The following is a 19182-nucleotide window of genomic DNA, read 5'->3' as shown; positions in this document are numbered from 1 at the left end:
GATTAGAATTGTAGTGAACGCTCTCAACACATTGTTACAGCGTATATAAGGTTACGGGTTATATGGACGACCAATGGTCGTCCCAACAGGCTAAAGGGTAAGTGCTCACTCAGCCCGTCAGGAGATGCTTTCGAGCTTTACGCGGAGCTTTTTGATTATTTTCTTTTCAAGTCTTGATATATATGACTGTGAGATGCCGATGCAGTCCGCCACTTCCTTCTGTGTTTTTTCCTTGCCGTCAATTAGTCCGAAGCGCATTTCCATTATCTCCCGTTCACGCTGACCAAGCTCGGCTACAGCGCTTCTGAGTATCTCACGTTCAGCCTCTGTCTCTATGCCCTTGTTTACGATATCCTCGTCAGTTCCGAGAATATCAGACAGGAGGAGCTCGTTGCCGTCATAGTCTATATTCAGCGGTTCGTCAATAGACAGGTCGTTGCGGTACTGAGATGACTTTCTCAGAAACATGAGGATCTCGTTTTCGATACAGCGCGAAGCATATGTGGCAAGCTTGATGTTCTTAGTCGGACAGAACGTGTTTACAGCCTTGATAAGTCCGATTGTGCCTATAGAAACGAGATCCTCGATGCCTATCCCCGTGGATTCAAACTTTTTCGCAATATAGACCACAAGCCGCAGATTATGTACGATAAGGCAGTTTCTTGCTTCGGGGTCGTGAAGCATGAGCTTTGCGAAAACTTCTTCCTCCTCCTGTTTTGTGAGAGGGGGCGGCAGTGTATCCGAGCCGTTGACGTAAAAGACTTCTCCATGCGTAAGCTTTTGCAGAAATGCTTTGATTTTTTCGATGATGTTCATATTTTTCTCCTTCTTTTCTACATTTTCAGCAGCTTCGGGTTGAATACAGCCTTTCCGCCGCATTCTCCGAAGCCTATAACAGCGTCAACAGGTTTTCTGTCTCCGCTTGTACAGCTGCATATCATTATCTCATCTGGACGAAAAACAGGTATCAGACCATTTCCCGATACTGCGAAATATGGCAGCAGTCTGAATCCCCGCGGAAGATTCTCGATATCAAGTCTACAGCCTGTAAGCTCCGAGAAATACTCGGCTGCACAGATTATAACAGGTGAGCCGCTGAAATAGTCCACAAGAACGTTACCTGTGTCCGCAAGGCCATTTACAGTTATTATCTTGCCATTGCTGCGTATAAACACACGGTAGCTGTCATCGGGAGACCTGTCCAGCCATATCCTGAGAAGTCTTACAGCTCCGTAGAGCACTGCTGTTGTTAGTATAAGCAGTACCAGTGAGAAATCAATGTAGAAGCAGGCGTTGTTGAAGTGCATGAACTCAGGCTTGAAAAGAGAATAAACGCCGTAGACCGTGCCTGCAAGTACGAAATTTGCTGCAAAGAATGCAATTGTATTTATTATCAGCCGCTTTCTGCCGTGTATCCGGAATGCAAGAGCAACTATGCTTACTGCTACAGCAGTTTTTATAAGCAATGCGGCGGCAGTACCAAGCTCGGGGAGCAGAATGATGAGGGAAAAGAAGCTCCCGTATAAGGATGCTGCGATACATCTGCCTGTTTTCAGTGGTGAATGGGTAAGACCTGAGGTAATGCGCAGCAGGAAGAAATTCACATATATATTGAGCACTATCAGTACATCAACGTATATAGTCTGCATGGGACACCTCCTGACTTGCTGTCTTGTACTATCATTATAATGCAGCGAGTCCGAAAAATATGTCATATCTTAGCCGTTAGCAAGTTGAGAGTTGAGAGTTGAAAATATAGGGGCTGGCGTTCTCGACAGCCCGTGACGATAAATTTGGGAACGCCTGTATTAATTCATAATGCATAATTATTAGGACGACAGTTTTATTCGTAATTTGTAATCCGTAATTCGTGGATTGCCAAAGGCAACCCCTACAATTTTACTCTCTGCTCACTAATCACTATGCACTAACCACTAATAACTCATACACTGAAAAAGAAAAGCTGCGGCTTCAAATTGAAACCGCAGCCCTGCTGCATATTAAAGGAAGGGGAGAACGATCGCTCCTATTATCATAAGTCCTGCCAGTGCAAGAACTACGATTCGCATCCATGTTTTTTTCTCCGGAGTATGTTTAGTGCTCATTCAAATCACCTCTCAGTGTCTTTTCTTCATGCGTTTTTTACGATTTGGTATATAATCCGAGTATATCTCGGACTTGTTTTTACTGCCGTAAGCAGCTTTTTTTCGGTCAAAACGTGGCTTGTCGTCGGGACGGCGACTGCCTCTGCGGACAAGGTTCTCTCCGCCCTTATAGAGCTTGACTTCCACCTTATTTCCGTTTATTTTTATGGAGTCCGTACTCTCAATTATGTACTCTGACTCGGCTTCGGGAACTTCAACGGTAGTATGATCGTTGAATATATCTATCTTGCCGAAATCCTTGCCTGTCATGCCTGTAGCGTCAACAAGTGCGCCCAGTATGAAATTAGGAGCTATCCTGCGGTTGCGTCCGATATTTATAACTATCTTTACAGTCTTTGCACCGCTGTTCCTGCCCTTTCTGAGAGGCTTTGCTTTTTCAAAGTCAGGGAGAGACTCAGTCTCAGCCCTGAGCATCTGAGCGATAACTCTGGCGGCAGCTTCACGGTAGTCGATACCTGATGATGCAAGTCTGTCCAGTATATCGTAAGCATCGTGACCTGCGGCTGTCTCGGAAATTTCTTTTACAACAGCTTCCTTTTTCATGGCTATGATATCAGCCTTGTCGGGAAGGGGCATTTCGCGTATCTCGGCGTGAGTGTACTTTTCTATGGCGCGAAGGTCAAAGAGCTGTCTTCTTCCGCTTATGAGAGTATAAGCAGTACCAGTTCTGCCTGCTCTGCCTGTTCTTCCGATACGGTGGATATAGTATTCGTTGTCCTGCGGCAGGTCGTAGTTGAAAACTGCATCGACTCCGCTTACATCTATTCCTCTTGCGGCAACGTCTGTAGCTACGAGTATCTCCGTGGACTTGTTTTTGAAGCTGTTCATTACCTGAGTACGCTGAATCTGCTTCATATCGCCGTGGAGACCTGCTGCGCGGAATCCGTGTTTTACAAGCTCCTCAGTGAGCTGATCGACCATAGCCTTTGTATTGCAGAACACCATAGCCGATGATGGCTTATAAGCCGCAAGGAGAAGTCTCAGTGCATCGGTCTTTCTGCCCATAGCCACTTCAAAGTAGAACTGCTCGATAAGCTCTACCGTTTTCTGTGCTGACTTTATTTTTATATGTACAGGATCGGTCTGATACTTTTCGGTGATAGCCATTATCTCCTTTGGCATAGTTGCGGAGAATAGAACAGTCTGTCTGTTCTCGGGCATATCGGCAAGTATAGTTTCTATGTCCTCACGGAAGCCCATATTCAGCATTTCGTCAGCCTCATCGAGGATAACTGTTCTTATATTGTCAAGCTTCAGAGTCCTTCTGCGGATATGATCCATGACTCTTCCTGGAGTACCTATTATTATATTAGCACCGCGTTTCAGCTCGTGTATCTGCTTTTCCATGCTTGCGCCGCCGTATACAGCAGAGGACTTCACACCCTCCTTGTACTTGGCGAATTTTCGTATCTCCTCATTGGCCTGCATAGCCAACTCACGGGTAGGGCAGAGTATAAGGACAACAGCTGATTTTCTGTCAGCTTCGGTAATGCTCTCAACGGCAGGTATTCCGAAAGCTGCGGTTTTTCCCGTACCTGTGTTAGAACGTCCCACAACGTCACGACCTTCAAGGAGCAGGGGGATACTTTCCTGCTGTATTTCCGTCATCTCCGTATATCCCAGCTCATCTACAGCACGAAGAAGCTCCTGTGATAAATTCAGTTCATTAAAATGCATATGTATCCTTTCTTATCTCCATTTATTCCAATACAAACTATAATAGCACAAATTGCCGAAAAGGTCAAGAGTTTATAGTGATTAGTGGTTAGTGCATAGTGATTAGTGAGAGATAGTAAAGAGTAGAGGGGAGTGTATGTGACGCCGCCTTCGGGCTCCCGCCAATCACGCGTAAACTTTGAATGACGCACTGTAGGGACGACCATTGGTCGTCCGTTAATTACGCTGAAAGCGAAAATGAGCGCAATGTAGGGGCTGCCTGTGGCAGTTCGTGGTATCTTATGATATCCGCCGAGTAAAGGAGCGCAGGATCTGCGCCGTCACGCTATCACGCGATGATATTTGCTCTTTGAATATGCTGTCTCGCGGAGACCGGTATGCCTTTCAAAAAAACTTTATCGCGGAGCAAGGGTGCAGCGTCACGCTGCAATTGACAAATGAAGCAATATGGCGTATAATGTATATAAACATATAATGTTGCAAAGGGTGGTAAAATGATACAGGACATATATCCGAGCAGACTGGACAACAAGTACATACCGTACACTATGACAAATGATGATACGATACTGTTTTTTGATTCAGAGGGAAGGCTGCTTGTAAATATCACTGACGGGAACATGGTTTTTCCGAAGGGCAGCGATATCGACGCTATAGGCAGTGTCTATGCCTTTTCTGTTGATGAAAGGAACTATTTCATCTCACTTACTCAGTTTGAGCGTTCTTATCCATCGTTTGAGTATATGACAATGCGCCAGCTCAGGGACAAGTGCAGCGGTAAGGAGTTATTTGCAGCTTTTACTGCATATCATTTGTGGAAATGGTACACAGATAACATCTACTGCGGAAAATGCGGAGAAAAGCTTGCCTTTCACGAAAAGGAACGTGCACTTAAATGCAGCAGATGCGGAAATACGGTATATCCGAGGATAAATCCTGCTGTAATAGTAGGAGTGACCAAGGGCGACAGTATACTCATAACCAAATACCGCAGCGGATTTGCGCATAATGCCCTTGTTGCAGGCTTTACGGAGATAGGCGAGACTCTCGAACAGACTGTAGAGCGTGAGGTAATGGAAGAAACAGGCGTAAAGGTGAAGAATATCAGGTATTACAAGTCTCAGCCCTGGGGAATGGCTCAGGATATACTTGTTGGATTTTTCTGCGATGCGGAAGGTGACAGCGAGATACATATGGACGAAAGCGAGCTTAAATACGCAGAATGGGTAAAGCGTGAGGACATAGTTCTACAGCCCTACAGCCACAGCCTTACAAACGAGATGATGCAGGTATTCAAGGAAGGCAAAATATAACGATAAATCTCCCGAGATGATCTCTCGGGAATTTTTTTGTTTGTGGTTATAGATTAAAACTATAACCGATGATAATTCATATGTATTGGACAAATACCTATTGCTGTGGTATGATATGAGTAAAGAAAAACACAGAGGTGCATAAAATGAGGGATATACGTGAGATAATCAATTCCGAGCGAATGTGTCGGAAAATCAAATAATAATAGTAAACAACAAATAATAATTAATTTTTGAAAGGAAGTTCAGTTATGAGCAATTATAAATTTGAGACAATACAGATACACGCAGGTCAGGAGAAGCCGGATCCGGCAACAGATGCGAGAGCAGTTCCGATATACGCAACTACTTCATACGTTTTCAAGGACTCTGCTCAGGCAGCAGGACGTTTCGGACTTACAGAGGGCGGAAACATCTACACAAGACTCATGAATCCTACTTCTGATGTGTTCGAGCAGAGAATAGCAGCTCTCGAAGGCGGTGCAGGCGCACTTGCTACGGCATCAGGTTCAGCAGCTATCAGCTATGCAATACAGAACATCGCAACAGCAGGAGATCACATCGTAGCTTCTATAGACCTCTACGGCGGCTCTTACAATCTCCTTAACAATACTCTCCGCGAGCAGGGACTTACAACAACATTCGTTGATCCTTCCGATCCTGCAAACTTTGAAAAGACTATCAAGCCCAATACAAAGCTTCTTTACGCTGAGACTCTTGGCAATCCTAATTCAGATGTTATAGATATCGAAGCTATATCGGCTATCGCTCACAAGCACGGTATCCCGCTTATCGTGGACAATACCTTTGCTACACCATATCTTCTCAGACCTATCGAGCACGGTGCTGATATTGTAGTACATTCTGCAACAAAGTTCATCGGCGGTCACGGTACCGTAATGGGCGGTGTAGTTATCGACTCAGGTAAATTTGACTGGGCACAGAACGATAAATTCCCCGGTCTTTCAAAGCCGAATCCCTCATATCACGGAGTTGTATTCACAGAGGCTTGCGGAAACCTTGCATACATACTCAAGCTTCGTACAACTCTCATGAGAGATCAGGGCGCAACTATCTCGCCTTTCAACTCATTCCTGCTCTTACAGGGACTCGAAACACTTTCACTTCGTCTTGAGCGTCATACAGAGAATGCACTCAAGGTAGTGGACTTCCTCAAGAACCACCCACAGGTAGCAAAGGTGAACCACCCCTCACTGAAAACAGGCAGAGCAAAGGAATTATACGACAATTACTTCCCCAACGGTGCAGCTTCTATCTTCACATTTGAGATAAAGGGCACAGCCGAGGACGCAAAGAAGTTCACAGAGAGTCTCGAACTCTTCTCACTTCTTGCAAACGTAGCCGATGTTAAGTCACTGGTTATTCATCCTGCATCTACAACTCACTCACAGATGAGCGAAGAAGAGCTTCTTGAAGCAGGTATCAAGCCTACAACAGTAAGACTCTCCATAGGTACAGAGCACATTGACGATATCATTGCAGATCTCCAGCATGGTTTTGACGCTGTGAAGTAAAAACAGCTTCTGAGATCATGTTACACATAAAAATATATGCCATTAATGAAGAAGGACCTTTCGCAAGAGAGGTCCTTTTTCACGTTTTTTTCAGTTTTATAAGATCTTTTATTACTTCGCCGCCGATAATAAGTCCTGCAACTGACGGCACAAACGCCGTAGAACCAGGAGTTGAACGCTTTGCAGTGCCTGTACGCATATCGGTATTGCCCGAACCGTCATCAACTGCCTGTCCCTGTGGGACTATGGGCTGCTCCTTTGAGTAGACTACCTTCAGCTTCTTGATGCCGCGGCGTTTCAGCTGATAACGCATAGCCCTTGCAAGGGGGCATACGGAAGTTTTGTAGATATCAGCCACCTCAAATGCAGTTGGGTCAAGCTTGTTTCCTGCACCCATAGAGCTTATTACAGGAACTCCTGCCTTTTGAGCCTGCATGATTATCTCTATCTTGCCCGTTACGGTGTCGATAGCGTCAACGATGTAGTCGTACTGTGAAAAGTCCAGTTTATCGGCAGTTTCGGGCATATAGAACATCTTGTGGCAGGTGACTTTGCATTCGGGATTTATGTCGTGTATACGCTCCGCAGCCGCGTCAACCTTGTACATACCCACAGTGCTGCCGAGGGCGATTATCTGACGGTTTATATTGGTCACGCATACCTTGTCATCGTCAATGAGGTCGAGTGCACCCACTCCCGAACGGGCGAGAGCTTCAACGGCATATCCGCCCACACCGCCGACACCGAAAACGGCAACGCGGGAATTCGCCAGTATATCCATAGCTTCTTCACCAACGAGAAGCTCTGTTCTTGAAAAAATATCGGACATATTTTACTCCTTATACTTCCCTGAACTTTTCAAGGCGGTAAACGTGTTCCTCGTCAATTTCGGCAATACCGTTTTTGTAGTCGTAGCCGAGCTTTCGATAGAACTGACAGGCTGTGATAGACGAGGGTATCTCTATACGCTTTGCACGGAGGAAGTACTCGTCCTTTTCGAGAGTTTCGATGATACCTCTGCCCACGCCCTTGCCCTGATACTCGGGAAGAACAAATATAGTGAAGAGACTGCTCTCGTCCTCCTTGCCCCAGTAAGGACCGATAGCACCGCAGCCGATTATATTATCACCGTCCTCGACTACATAAAAATGCGTCCAGCCTGCACGTTCGAGGATATTCTGGGGCTGCATACTTTTAACTACCTCCTCCATAAGCTCCGCAGGGTAGTCCTTAATGTTTGATATTCTGAGAGTTTTTATAACAACAGCCGAAACTGATTCGGCATCTTTGGGTTCAAATCGTCGTATGTTCATATTATTGTTCCTTTAAATATTTATCATTTTTTCGTACAGGCTATGGTCGGCAGATGTTGCAAGTATTGTCATTGCTGTAGCAAGGTCAAGGATAGCGTGAGCGATCATGATCGGCAGGGGATCGCGGTTTTTATGGTAGTGAATGCAGAATATAACAGTCAGCGGCAGGAATGAGATAAATCTGTATATCATGTACTTTGCGTCAAACAGCGTAGGTATGAAGCAGTGCTGAAGCGCGTAGAAAAAGGCTGGTACAAGTATTGCCGCATACTTGCTTTTTATTTGGTTCACACCGCCGCCGAGGTACAGACCGTCCTCAGCCAGCGCAGTAGTAACGGGCAGTACGGCGATGTTCAGTATTGCAAGTATAAGCGAAATTGGCTCTACCATCATGGGCGATGAATAGGGGAGAACTCCGTAGCAGATATAGCCTGCGCCGTAAAGTCCTGCCATACCGATGAAAATGAAGCCGATTATAAGCAGTATCATTTTCTTTACGGGAGTTTTTCCCTTTTGCAAGCCGATAAGTTCACCATAGCTGCTGCCTGCTTTTTTTGCAGATATAACAAGGAAAAATATAGTCAATATATTTACGGCACTTGCGACTATTGACCACCAATTTGATATATCACTGACTTCCTGCTTCATGATAAAAGCTCCTGCAATAAAGATGAACAGGAATAATATGCAGCGAGCAGGCAGAAAGTATTTCAGATGACTTGTTTTATTCATAACGATACCTCTTATGTAACTGCTTTATGTGCAGTTATTATTGTATAGCTATATGCATTTACGGTAATGATACAGTCGTTCACCGTTATGTACCAGTTCTTGCCTTTGCGTTCGATAACAGCATCGGGAGAGTTTATCCTGTCCCTGCACCATGCAACTGTATCATCACATTCGATACCGAGATTTCGTTTTATACGCAGAACGCCAAGCTCCGTGGTGTGAAGCTTGGCGAGGTTTTTCAGAAGTTCCATTAGTCAACGATCTTTCTTGCTTCGATGTAAAATCTCTTGTCCTCAGCGTGACCCATTGAGAAAGTCTTTCTCGGGAGTGCACCGTCCTTGATAACAGTCGGGAAGAGCTGAGATTTGTCCATATCAGGCAGAACGAAGGAGATTCCGTTGTGCTTCTCGGCAAGTGACTTAACTGTGTCAGCACCGTGGATATAGTCGATCTTGCCGCCGTTTGCCTTGATATAGCCGTCAAGGAAGTTCTGGAGCGAACCAACGGACAGATTTGATGACTTCTTGTTGATGTAGAGCTTCTTTTCAACGCCCTTGCGGGTGCAGATAACGTACTGGTCGGACTCCTTAGTCTCTGAGAGATCCAGTGCAGCAGTGAGCTCGGAAATGAGCTTGTCGCAGTCTACATCGTATACAAGGCGGTGTATAGCCTCGAATTTAAGTGCATCGCTGTGGAGATTAACTATCTCAGCGAGAGCATAGCGAGCAGGGTGATTTGAAAGATCCTTATTGGGATCTGCCTTTTTGAGCTGCTCGTAGAACTCCTTTGCAGTAGCAAGAGAGTGGTTTCCGTCGCCCATAGCATAGAGGAGTACAGGAGTATTGCTGAGACCGTATTTCTTGCAGAATGTATCAGGATCGGCAAGTGCGCAGAGAGCCTTGTCGATATTCTCCTGTGCGGACTTGTCTACCAGCCAGCCCTTTATGCTGCCGCCATTCTGCATAAGCTCAAAATCGTAGAGCTTGCTGTCGTCCGAAACGCTCTTTGCCAGCGGCTCGATAACTGTATTGTTCGGGTCGTCAATGAGTATCATAATATGTGGGAGTTCAAGTGGAGCACCCTGTCTTACCTTGATACGGGGAGGTATACGCTCGATAACTGTAGCTTCGGTAGCTCTTACCTCTGATGTGCTGCCCTTTGAGAAATCATACTTTTCAAGGTCTATAGCACCAACGATTCCCTGACGGAGTATGCCGTTGCTCTGGATACGCTCAACATAGACCATAGCGTCCTTGTACTCTGTGAAGATACCGTCAGCAGTATACTTGTCCATAGCAGAGTGGATATTGTCGATACGCTGTGCAACGCCGTCCTGTTCGAGGTACAGCTCGGGGAGAATGAGGTTGAGTGTAGACGGTGCGTTTCCGACTGTTTTGCTCACCTCGTCCCAGTATTCTGGCTCGCTTGTGTACTGGTCACAGGCGATAACGGACCACTTGTGCATATCGCAGTCCTTTGGGATAAGAATGTCAGCAGAATGAAATGCGGTTGAGTTCATGATTGGGTACTCCTTTATAATTAAGTTTTTAGTTTATAGAGCTTAGTGATTAGTGTAGGGGCTGCCAGCTTTGCATATAGCATTGCCAGCCAAATCACAGATTTGGGGCACTGCTTATTTGGCAGTCCGTGAACAACACTTAAAAGTTGAGAGTTGAGAATTGAGAGTTGAAAGTTATGGTATCGCCTGCGGCGATAATATTTAAATATGTGAGCGAAGCGAACATATTAATTCTCAATCCTGAATTTTCAATTCGTTAAAGAGTCTTGCTACGGGAAGTCCCACAACGTTGAAAAAGTCTCCGTCAATGTGGACGATGAGCGCAGAGCCTTTTCCCTGTATGCCGTAACCGCCTGCCTTGTCATAGGGCTCGTCGGTGTCGGCATATGCCTCTATTTCGGCAGCTGTGAGCTTTCTGAATGTAACATCGGTCACTTCCGAGAATGAACTGACCTTGCCGCCGCTGATTATGCAGCAGCCTGTGATGACCTGATGTGCCTTGCCCGAGAGCTTTGATATATCGGCTATGCACTGGGCTCTGTCCTTTGGCTTTCCCAGTATCTCGTCCTCGCATATGACTGTAGTATCGCAGCCGATAACAACGCAGTCGGGATATTTCTCCGCAGCCGCTTTTGCTTTCAGCACCGCAAGGTACTCGGAAGCCGCTGTGGGAGCGATATTATCGGGGAGAGTCTCGTCGCAGTCCATAGACACAGCCTCAAAGTCCTCGGTTATATATTTCATCAGCTCACGCCGTCTCGGCGAAGCTGAAGCAAGTATTATTTTCATGTGTTTACTCCAATTTTGCATTAATATATACTATTAATAATTTTACCACATACACAGCCTGATGTCAAGACGGTACATATTCCTATTTGTTGAAATTGCATCATAAATAACCTTTTGTATTGATATTTTTTTTGATATTATTTTTTTATAACGCTATTGTATTTTGGCTATAAAAGGTGTATAATAGGAAAGTATTTGGAAATTAGAAAAAGAAGGTTTAGAAAACATGAATGAAAATGGATACGGAGACCCTTCCGGAAGAGCAGGAGGACCACCTACGGGGATTGGCGGACCACCGCGCGGAGCAGGAGGACCGCCGCAGGGCATGGGCGGAAATCCTCTTGGATATGCACCTGTTCGTTCACTTATGATGAAGTTCGCTATCCCGAGTATTGTCGGTATGCTTGTAAGCGCACTGTACAATATGGTAGACCAGCTGTTTATCGGAAAGGCAGTCGGTACACTCGGAAACACAGCGACTTCTATCGCTTTCCCGTTTACAACGGGCTGTATGGCACTGGCACTTCTCTTTGGTATAGGCGGTGCTTCGTGCTTTAATCTTACGCTTGGTATGGGCGACAAGAAGCGAGCCCCGTACTTTGCTGGAAACGCACTTTCACTTCTGGCAGTCAGCGGTATCATAATGTCGGTGGTCACGCTGACCTTCCTTACACCGCTGCTTAAACGCTTCGGAGCTACAGATGCGGTATTGCCTTATGCGCAGGAATACGTAAAGTACACAGCTTTTGGCTTCCCGTTCCTTATCCTCACAGCAGGCGGCGGACATATCATACGTGCTGACGGAAGTCCTAAAATGACGATGATATGTAATATCACGGGTGCTGTTATCAACACGATACTGGACGCAGTGCTTGTACTGGGACTTGGTTGGGGAATGAAGGGAGCAGCTATAGCGACAGTAGCAGGACAGTTTATTTCGGCTGTTATTGTTATCGTATACTGTTTTAATTTCAAGACAGTTTATCTTTTCGGCAGACATCTTTTCCCGAAGGCAAATATAGTCGGCAGATTATTCTCAATAGGCATGGCTTCCTGTTTCAATCAGATAGCTATAGCAGTCGTTCAGATAGTTCTCAACAATTCGCTCAGACATTACGGTGCGCTTTCAAAGTACGGTGCAGATGACCCAATTGCCGTTGCAGGAATAGTAATGAAGGTCAATATGATAGTATTTTCAATAGTTATCGGACTTGCACAGGGTACTCAGCCTATTGAGAGCTTCAACTACGGTGCAAAGAATTACGACAGGGTAAAAAGTGCATTCTGGATGGCTTTAAAGACAGGAGCGGCTATTTCAGTGGTAGCATTTATATGCTTCCAGCTTTTCCCGAGACAGATACTCAGCGTATTTGCAAACAAGGACGCAAGCGAAGGCTATTATGAATTCGGTGCCAAGTTCTTCAGGATATCAATGTTCTTCACATGGCTAAACTGCTTGCAGCCTATAACTTCCACATTCTTTACATCAATAGGTAAGTCCATAAAGGGCGTATTCCTTTCACTTACGAGACAGATACTGTTTTTCGTGCCCCTTCTTATCGTACTGCCGCTGTTCTTTAAGATAGACGGTATAATGTATACAGGACCTATTGCAGACGGTCTTGCTGCCATAGTTGCTGTTATCATGGCAATGCACGAATTCAAGGATATGCATGAACGTGAATGGTATTGATAAAAAATATTGTTAAAATAAAAATAAAAATCCTGCGGTATTGATTTATTGCAGGATTTTTGTTATAATATTATAGTGATTTTTTGGGGTATAGCCAAGCGGTAAGGCACAGGACTTTGACTCCTGCACTCGTGGGTTCAAATCCCGCTGCCCCAACCAGAAACGCCCATCATTTACGTGATGGGCTTAATTAATAATGAATAGTGAATAATGTATAAATCATAATATTGCTATTAGGCGTTAGTTTTTAGTGATTAGTTTTATACGAAAATGGCAATAAAAAGACAAAAGCTGCGTAAGTTTTCCTCTTGCGCAGCTTTTTATGTCGTTACATACGGAACGATATCTCCCACATCATTTTGTGAAAGTCCTTCTATGAGCAACAGTTCATAAACATTTCGGAACTGTGTATGCTCGCGGAAGTTAATAATTTTATTGGCGATATCTTCATCAACATGAGGGAGCAGCATAAGTGTATCAATATCTGCTGTATTGATATCTATGGGAGCAAGCTCCTCAAGAGTCGGAGTATATTCGGTCACTTCTTCGCTTTCCTGAACAGACTCCTCCTGTACATCTTCATCATAAACCGGATCAATGACGAAGATATGATCACGTATATCAGCGAAAATCCCTTCACCGATGCCGTTGACTTTCATTATTTCCTCTATATTGCGAAATCTGCCGTTGTTTATGCGGTAGCTTATGATCTCGCCTGCAAGTACCTCTCCGATTCCTTTGAGCTGTGTAAGCTCATCTGCTTCTGCTGAATTTATGTCAATGTATATTTTTTCTGTAACAGCAGTTGTTGTGACTTTGGTTGTTACTGTTTTGGCAGAAGTTGTGCTTTTTATAGCTTTGGACGTTGTGATATCAGTGAGTTCTTTTACGGGCTGAGTAGTGGGGGCAACAGTTTTTTCACCGAAAATAATAGTTGAGTTATTTTTCTTTGTGTCGGCAGTTCTGAAATAGAATATTGTTGCTCCGATGATTATAAATGCGCAGAGTATAAAGAGAAGGTACGTTTTGAAAGGATTTTTGTCTTTCAAGTACATCACCTCTTATAAAACAGCATAATGTCGTCTTTTCTGTAAAACGACAGGATACGACAAAAAACGACATAAGGAACTTTTGAAAAAGGCTGACTTTCTGCTGAGAGTCAGCCTTTTGTGTCATATGCTGTATATTTTTATATACTTTTTCTCACCAATCCTGAATTTCAGTGTCAGCTCGCTGTCATTGAGATCAGCCGATATTATATTTGCGCCGCGTATTTTTAATATTCTGGAAAGCTCCTTCAGTTCTGTCTCGGTATAATCAAAGAAATTATCGGAAGTAAATAGTACACTTCCCATAAGTGCGTTTATTTCCGCAAGACATTTTCTTTTCTCCTCGGACATTGATATATTGCAGGGTCTGAGCAGAAATACATCAGGATCGCTTAGGAATGCCCTGTGATCCAGCTGACGGCGGAAAACAGAATTGAGAATGGAATTTTTAGTGCTTACTCGTTCACGATGCATGAGACGCATATGTGGCTTGTCGTTCCAGTCGAGAGTGACATCGCAGCCGATACGGCAGTAATCCACCTTTCCGAATGCCGAAGCAAGCGGGACTCCGCAGCCGAGTATAAAAGCATCGCCTGCACATTTGCGCAGGAAGTCCATAGCTTCAGACATTATCTGACCGCGCGGCTTTTCTCTTCTCGGAACTATGCAGGCAGCATAGAGGAAATCCAGCTTCAGAAGTCCGTATCCCCAGTCGTTTACGATAGTGCTGATAACGTTTTTGATATACGTCCTCACTTCGTAATTGTAAATATCAAGTGCGTAGAAGCCGCTCCAGTTAGAGCCTCCTTTTACGAATCCTCTCTTGCCGTCGGGGACAAGCCAGTGTTTTTTGTTCCTGAATATTTCCGAGTTTTCCTCGCATATAAAGGGAGCCAGCCATATTCCGGCGGTCATGCCTGCGTTTCTGATGTCATCGGCAGCTTTTTTCATGCCTTTGGGGAATTTATCAGCATCTACCGAAAGCCAGTCTCCAACCGCAGTCTGCCAGCCGTCGTCAATCTGGAAAACGTCTGCTTTTGCGGAAATAGCGTCAAAGCCGGAAAGGTCAACGGAAATAGTTTCCTCGCTGATATCCTGAAAGTGATTGTACCAGCTTGTATAGCCGAAAACAGGCTTTGCACCTTTTCTCGGAGCAACTCCGAGAAGATCGAAGTAAATGTCGAATACATCTCTTTCCGCTCCCTCTGCAAGATACAGCTTTAATGCGCACCATTCGCCGCTGATATCCAGCTCTGAGCAGTCCTTCTGAAATGCTATGATATTCTTGTCTGTTTTGGTTATTATCTGTGTGAAGCCGCTTTCCTCCGAGAGCGAGCCAATGAAGCAATAATTATCACCGCGTCTGATATAACCGTAAGTCCAGCCGTGCATATATTCACCGTAATCGGCAAAATTATAGTCGCCGTACTGCGAAAATGCATATTTTTCGCGTATTGCACAGGGAATATGTCTGATACCGCGCATTTTATCATTGATATCATGTTCAATTGAATCCGTCCATGACTGATATCCGTTCAGGAATATCTTTTCGTCCTCACTGTACACGTATTCAAATTCTGCGTACATTTTCTGAATAGTTATGGTTTCGTTTGCTTTGACAGACACGGTAAAAACGTCGTCATGAGTGTTTATTTCAAGCTCCATTCTGTCGTTTCTCAATGAGCTTGAGGTAATTGCCATAAAATCGTTTTCACCGTCTTTGTAAAGGAATTGCAGCGACTTGAATTTAAGCATTTTTCTGACCCTCCTCTATTCGTTTGAGGACTTTCTTTTCGTTGTATTTAAAGAATACAAGACCGCCCAGCAGACACAGTACGGCTGCAAGGGCAGCGGTAAGACGATAGCCGAGACCGTAGCCTGATTCGCCCTTTTTTACGTCTGAGTTCACAAGTGCGATACTTGTGAACAGCAGCATGGCAAGTGACTGTCCCATTTTGAAGGCAAAAGTTCTTGCAGCGTAGAACATACCCTGACGGCTCTCACCCGTAGCAAGCTTGTCCTCCTCGGATATATCGGCAACAACAGCCTGCGGAAGTATGCCGAGTATAGCCATTGGCAGTGCTGCGAGAACTGCAATTATAACTCCGTATGCCATAGCAGGGATATCGAAAAGACCTGCGCCTGCTGTTACGATAAAGGCGACAGAGAAGAAAAGGAAGGCAAATGAGATGAGCTTCTTTTTGCCCAGTTTTTTGGAGAATACATTTACCGCAGGATAGAATAACAGTGAAGATACTGTCATTATTATGAAGAGAGTAGATGTCATTTTAGCATCGAGTCCGAGAAGAACTGTAACATAGAATGACAGACCTGTCTGGAACAGGGTCAGACCTATCCAGTAGAGTATATCCGAGCATACAAAAATGCGGAAATCCTTGTTTTTGAAGGTGGAAAGGAGAGAGCTGAACGCAGAGCTTTTGCTCGGAGTAGTATCAACATACTCGTTCTCGTCGATAAGAAATGCAGGAACGAGCATACATATCACTGCAATGGCTGCGAGTATGGCGATACTTACGCGGTAGCCGTTTGCATAACCGAGGCCTTCCGTGAAGATGCCTGCTATATTCGGCAGGAAAAACGCGATGCCCGTACCGAAGAAGTATGTCACGGAGATATAGGTGGAGAGATTTATTCGTGCATTCTGTGTACTGCCAAGCTCCGGGATAAGTGCGTTGTATGGGGTGCAGTAGCAGGTCATGCACAGATAGAAAAGCATGGCGAACAGGAACAGAACGGCAACATTGCCCTTGCTGCCTGCTTCAAACGGAGAAACGAACATCATTACTGTAACTATACCGAATGGTACAGCAGCAAGACGCATGAAAGGTATGCGCCTGCCCAGTCTGTGCTTCATAGAATCGGACTTACCTGCAATGAACGGATCAGTAACTGCATCGAAGATACGTCCCACAGCAGTTATCACACCGATAACGGTAAGACCGATGAATGTCCCCTGAGGTATCAGAGTGGTCTGACCCTTCGCAAGCTCCTCCTGACTGGGCTGATAGAAGAATACCAGCCAGTTTGAGATGATTCCCGCAAGTATGGACCAGCCAAGCTGACCGATAGCGAATATCCATAATATCTTGTTGGCAGCAGTTTTTTTGCCCTCCATAATGCGTCACTCCTTTTTCAGAAAGAATACGGCGGTGTCGATAATGGTTCCAAGTTCATGCTCGGCATTTGAAAAGTCATCACCGGGGAGAAGCTCTCCCTGAATGAGCTTTTTGCTGAGCTCCATGAGCGTATGGGCGTATGATAGATAAAAAAGACGGACATCGGGTATCTCGCGGACAGTTCCGTCGGAAATGCCTGTCATATAGGACCTTTCAAATACAGGATAAAAGTTTATAATAGACTTCTCGTAATCCTTCAGTTCCTTTTTGGGGATATCACCTGATGAGAGCATAAGGTCAAACTCTGCAAGAAGCCGCATAAAGGCAGGGTGAGCCTGATAGAGTACAGCGAACATTCTCATAAGATCGTTTATCTGCTTTATACCGCTCTGTGAAAGAAAGACATCTGACTCAAAAATATCGCTGAACATCTTGTTGAGCTCGTTCCACATATAAGTCATAGCTGCGATGGTTATACCGTTTTTTGTTCCGAAATATCTGTACAGTGTAGCAACGCCGATGCCGCATTCGTCAGCGATATCGGTCATCTTTACGTTCTCTATGCCATTTTTCAGAAAAAGCTGGGCACTTACTTCGACGGCTTTTTCAAAACGCTTGTTTTTTAAAGTTTCCTGAGAAAATTCGTTTACCACTTGACAAACCTCCTTTTTTGTGATAGACTATATATCAGATGATAGACAGTCTATCATTCCTTAGAAATATTTTAACATATTTTATAAGTTTTGTCAAGACCTTGGAGGGATTTTTATGGATAGATCGAAATATATTTTTGAGAATGAAATTTCCCGTAAAGCCTACAAAAAGGCGGTAAAGACCAAGGGAAAGTACATGAGCAGATACGGTGACGATACAGAGACCGTTTATCACCTTGCGGCTGTCCCCGCACCTGCTATCAGCGAGCCTCTTGGAGTTCGTCAGATAGTTCTCGGCAAAGAGAGCGGCTGCAAATTTGATGAAAAGAGCATAATTATAGGTAATATCCGTATGGGCTTCGGTCATTACAGGATATCAATGGCGATAGCTTCAGCGGCTCACGCTATGGGATATGAGCCCTACTGGTTCGACCTTCATTCTTTCAAGCAGGCTTCCTGCGGAAAGATAATCGCGGAGCAGAACGAGCTGTATTCGCTCGGTTCAAGGCTGTCCCAGAAATTCAGTCTTTTCAATAAGCTTGTGTGGGAGCCTCTCAACAGCGAAGGGTTCCGAAAGCTCACATATAACAGCATGGATCAGAAAACAACTGAGCTGATGACAGCTGTATTCCGTGACCTTCCGAAGGATATACCCTATGTTGCGACTCATGTGTGGCCGTCACAGGCGGCAGTCCATGCAGGGCTTACTCATGTGGTGAACGCTATCCCCGACAACTGGCCTATGGGACTTCATCTTTCCGAGGGTGCGATACATACAGTCCAGACTCCTTCGTCCTATCTGGGTTACAGGGCGCTGCGCGGCATGGACAAAAAGCGTCAGCTGAAGCCGATGCCTAAGGAAGCTATAGTTTACACAGGTCACTATATCGACCATGAGCTTGTGAGCAACATCGAAGAGGACTGTAAAAGGCGTACCGCGCGTGCGGTTGGCGGAAAAACCAAACGCTGGCTCATGTCTGTAGGTGGAGCAGGTGCGCAGAAGGAAATATTCGTGGCTGTTATCAGGAAGCTGCTGCCTGCTGTAAAAGCCGGCAAGGCTGCGCTGTTTATAAATGTTGGTGACCATGACAAGGTATGGCATGAGCTTGTAACTGCTGTTCCGCAGATGAAGCCTTTCCTGCATGAGCATTTTGACGATTTCGGAGAGACAACGAGATTTTGCAGGGCTGCATATGACGGAGAAGCAAGAGGGATACACGCATTCTGTCACAAGGATATATTTGCGGCGGTGTATTCGACTAACCTGCTTATGCGGTGCAGCGATGTGCTCATAACCAAGCCAAGCGAGCTTGCATTTTATCCTGTGCCTAAGCTTATGATAAAGCGTGTGGGCGGTCACGAAGCATGGGGCGCTGTCCGTGCTGCGGAGATAGGTGACGGCACATATGAATGTACAACAGCTGCCGAAACTGCGGCAATGATCGACATGATACAGCATGGCGGTGATATCATCGAAAAAATGTGCGGACATATCCTCACAGCTAAAAAAGCAGGCGTATATGATGGAGCGTATCGGGCAGTAGAGCTGGCTTTCAGGGGAAGAAAGCAGTAAATTTATGCTGAGTTTGTGATTTGCTGATGTAAAG

At 45.1% G+C, this 19182-nt stretch carries 17 protein-coding genes and 1 tRNA gene; 5 read left to right on the top strand and 13 right to left on the bottom strand.

What is annotated here, in order from left to right:
- Positions 1 to 117: 117 nt before the first annotated feature.
- The 3 genes from sigE to L870_RS0106275 form a co-directional block, all read right to left on the bottom strand.
- Complete coding sequence (sigE, locus tag L870_RS0106290) at positions 118 to 816, bottom strand: RNA polymerase sporulation sigma factor SigE (RefSeq protein WP_028517424.1); 699 nt, start codon at positions 814 to 816, stop codon at positions 118 to 120.
- A 17-nt stretch (positions 817 to 833) separates the two neighbouring features.
- Positions 834 to 1649, bottom strand: coding sequence for a sigma-E processing peptidase SpoIIGA (locus L870_RS0106285; protein ID WP_028517423.1), 816 nt, complete (start codon positions 1647 to 1649; stop codon positions 834 to 836).
- 468 nt (positions 1650 to 2117) lie between these two features.
- Positions 2118 to 3842: a DEAD/DEAH box helicase gene (locus tag L870_RS0106275; RefSeq protein ID WP_028517422.1), complete on the bottom strand. Its 1725-nt coding sequence runs from the start codon at positions 3840 to 3842 to the stop codon at positions 2118 to 2120.
- 494 nt (positions 3843 to 4336) lie between these two features.
- Between L870_RS0106275 and nudC the strand changes: the two genes are divergently transcribed.
- Both nudC and L870_RS0106265 read left to right on the top strand, forming a co-directional pair.
- The gene (nudC, locus tag L870_RS0106270) at positions 4337 to 5155 is read left to right on the top strand and encodes an NAD(+) diphosphatase (RefSeq protein WP_028517421.1); all 819 of its coding nucleotides are present in this window, start codon (positions 4337 to 4339) and stop codon (positions 5153 to 5155) included.
- 251 nt (positions 5156 to 5406) lie between these two features.
- Positions 5407 to 6690, top strand: a complete 1284-nt coding sequence (locus L870_RS0106265) for an O-acetylhomoserine aminocarboxypropyltransferase/cysteine synthase family protein (protein ID WP_028517420.1) — start codon at positions 5407 to 5409, stop codon at positions 6688 to 6690.
- A 79-nt stretch (positions 6691 to 6769) separates the two neighbouring features.
- Here L870_RS0106265 and L870_RS0106260 read toward each other — a convergent pair whose 3' ends face one another.
- The 6 genes from L870_RS0106260 to L870_RS0106235 form a co-directional block, all read right to left on the bottom strand.
- The gene (locus tag L870_RS0106260; protein WP_028517419.1) at positions 6770 to 7519 is read right to left on the bottom strand and encodes a tRNA threonylcarbamoyladenosine dehydratase; all 750 of its coding nucleotides are present in this window, start codon (positions 7517 to 7519) and stop codon (positions 6770 to 6772) included.
- 10 nt (positions 7520 to 7529) lie between these two features.
- Positions 7530 to 8003: a GNAT family N-acetyltransferase gene (locus L870_RS0106255; RefSeq protein WP_028517418.1), complete on the bottom strand. Its 474-nt coding sequence runs from the start codon at positions 8001 to 8003 to the stop codon at positions 7530 to 7532.
- Positions 8004 to 8015: 12 nt separating this feature from the next.
- The gene (locus tag L870_RS0106250; protein WP_028517417.1) at positions 8016 to 8735 is read right to left on the bottom strand and encodes a CPBP family glutamic-type intramembrane protease; all 720 of its coding nucleotides are present in this window, start codon (positions 8733 to 8735) and stop codon (positions 8016 to 8018) included.
- An 11-nt stretch (positions 8736 to 8746) separates the two neighbouring features.
- Complete coding sequence (locus L870_RS0106245) at positions 8747 to 8986, bottom strand: DUF3781 domain-containing protein (RefSeq protein WP_028517416.1); 240 nt, start codon at positions 8984 to 8986, stop codon at positions 8747 to 8749.
- Positions 8986 to 10254: a DUF1015 domain-containing protein gene (locus L870_RS0106240; protein WP_028517415.1), complete on the bottom strand. Its 1269-nt coding sequence runs from the start codon at positions 10252 to 10254 to the stop codon at positions 8986 to 8988. Before L870_RS0106240 ends, L870_RS0106245 begins: the two co-directional genes overlap by 1 nt.
- A gap of 234 nt (positions 10255 to 10488) precedes the next feature.
- A complete protein-coding gene (locus L870_RS0106235; RefSeq protein WP_028517414.1) occupies positions 10489 to 11043 on the bottom strand; it encodes a Maf family protein in 555 nt (184 codons plus the stop codon).
- Positions 11044 to 11269: 226 nt separating this feature from the next.
- Here L870_RS0106235 and L870_RS16820 point away from each other — a divergent pair, with 226 nt between their 5' ends.
- Both L870_RS16820 and L870_RS0106225 read left to right on the top strand, forming a co-directional pair.
- Complete coding sequence (locus tag L870_RS16820; protein WP_080676364.1) at positions 11270 to 12736, top strand: MATE family efflux transporter; 1467 nt, start codon at positions 11270 to 11272, stop codon at positions 12734 to 12736.
- Between the two features lie 84 nt (positions 12737 to 12820).
- Positions 12821 to 12895: transfer RNA gene (locus L870_RS0106225), tRNA-Gln, on the top strand.
- Positions 12896 to 13056: 161 nt separating this feature from the next.
- Here the strand turns inward: L870_RS0106225 and L870_RS18440 are convergent.
- From L870_RS18440 to L870_RS0106205, 4 genes are all read right to left on the bottom strand, one after another.
- Positions 13057 to 13785 carry a ComEA family DNA-binding protein gene (locus L870_RS18440; RefSeq protein ID WP_051411440.1) on the bottom strand — a complete coding sequence of 243 codons (729 nt, stop codon included), beginning with the start codon at positions 13783 to 13785 and terminating at the stop codon, positions 13057 to 13059.
- A 123-nt stretch (positions 13786 to 13908) separates the two neighbouring features.
- Positions 13909 to 15540: a glycoside hydrolase family 36 protein gene (locus L870_RS16810; RefSeq protein WP_037271416.1), complete on the bottom strand. Its 1632-nt coding sequence runs from the start codon at positions 15538 to 15540 to the stop codon at positions 13909 to 13911.
- Positions 15533 to 16921, bottom strand: a complete 1389-nt coding sequence (locus L870_RS0106210) for an MFS transporter (RefSeq protein WP_028517413.1) — start codon at positions 16919 to 16921, stop codon at positions 15533 to 15535. The genes L870_RS16810 and L870_RS0106210 overlap by 8 nt, the downstream gene beginning before the upstream one ends.
- Before the next feature lie 6 nt (positions 16922 to 16927).
- Positions 16928 to 17575, bottom strand: coding sequence for a TetR/AcrR family transcriptional regulator (locus L870_RS0106205; RefSeq protein ID WP_028517412.1), 648 nt, complete (start codon positions 17573 to 17575; stop codon positions 16928 to 16930).
- A gap of 115 nt (positions 17576 to 17690) precedes the next feature.
- On the opposite strand from L870_RS0106205, the gene L870_RS0106200 reads away from it, so the two are divergent.
- Positions 17691 to 19148, top strand: a complete 1458-nt coding sequence (locus L870_RS0106200) for a DUF6937 domain-containing protein (protein WP_028517411.1) — start codon at positions 17691 to 17693, stop codon at positions 19146 to 19148.
- Positions 19149 to 19182 lie beyond the last annotated feature (34 nt).

The organism is Ruminococcus flavefaciens ATCC 19208 (genome assembly GCF_000518765.1).
Lineage (GTDB): Bacteria > Bacillota > Clostridia > Oscillospirales > Ruminococcaceae > Ruminococcus > Ruminococcus flavefaciens.
Note: the sequence above shows the minus strand (reverse complement) of the source record. Positions and strands in the feature narration are given on the sequence as shown.

Coding starts and splice junctions, on each gene's coding strand:
- sigE (WP_028517424.1), bottom strand. CDS start 816: ATGAACATCATCGAAAAAATCAAAGCATTTCTGCAAAAGCTTACGCAT.
- L870_RS0106285 (WP_028517423.1), bottom strand. CDS start 1,649: ATGCAGACTATATACGTTGATGTACTGATAGTGCTCAATATATATGTG.
- L870_RS0106275 (WP_028517422.1), bottom strand. CDS start 3,842: ATGCATTTTAATGAACTGAATTTATCACAGGAGCTTCTTCGTGCTGTA.
- nudC (WP_028517421.1), top strand. CDS start 4,337: ATGATACAGGACATATATCCGAGCAGACTGGACAACAAGTACATACCG.
- L870_RS0106265 (WP_028517420.1), top strand. CDS start 5,407: ATGAGCAATTATAAATTTGAGACAATACAGATACACGCAGGTCAGGAG.
- L870_RS0106260 (WP_028517419.1), bottom strand. CDS start 7,519: ATGTCCGATATTTTTTCAAGAACAGAGCTTCTCGTTGGTGAAGAAGCT.
- L870_RS0106255 (WP_028517418.1), bottom strand. CDS start 8,003: ATGAACATACGACGATTTGAACCCAAAGATGCCGAATCAGTTTCGGCT.
- L870_RS0106250 (WP_028517417.1), bottom strand. CDS start 8,735: ATGAATAAAACAAGTCATCTGAAATACTTTCTGCCTGCTCGCTGCATA.
- L870_RS0106245 (WP_028517416.1), bottom strand. CDS start 8,986: ATGGAACTTCTGAAAAACCTCGCCAAGCTTCACACCACGGAGCTTGGC.
- L870_RS0106240 (WP_028517415.1), bottom strand. CDS start 10,254: ATGAACTCAACCGCATTTCATTCTGCTGACATTCTTATCCCAAAGGAC.
- L870_RS0106235 (WP_028517414.1), bottom strand. CDS start 11,043: ATGAAAATAATACTTGCTTCAGCTTCGCCGAGACGGCGTGAGCTGATG.
- L870_RS16820 (WP_080676364.1), top strand. CDS start 11,270: ATGAATGAAAATGGATACGGAGACCCTTCCGGAAGAGCAGGAGGACCA.
- L870_RS16810 (WP_037271416.1), bottom strand. CDS start 15,540: ATGCTTAAATTCAAGTCGCTGCAATTCCTTTACAAAGACGGTGAAAAC.
- L870_RS0106210 (WP_028517413.1), bottom strand. CDS start 16,921: ATGGAGGGCAAAAAAACTGCTGCCAACAAGATATTATGGATATTCGCT.
- L870_RS0106200 (WP_028517411.1), top strand. CDS start 17,691: ATGGATAGATCGAAATATATTTTTGAGAATGAAATTTCCCGTAAAGCC.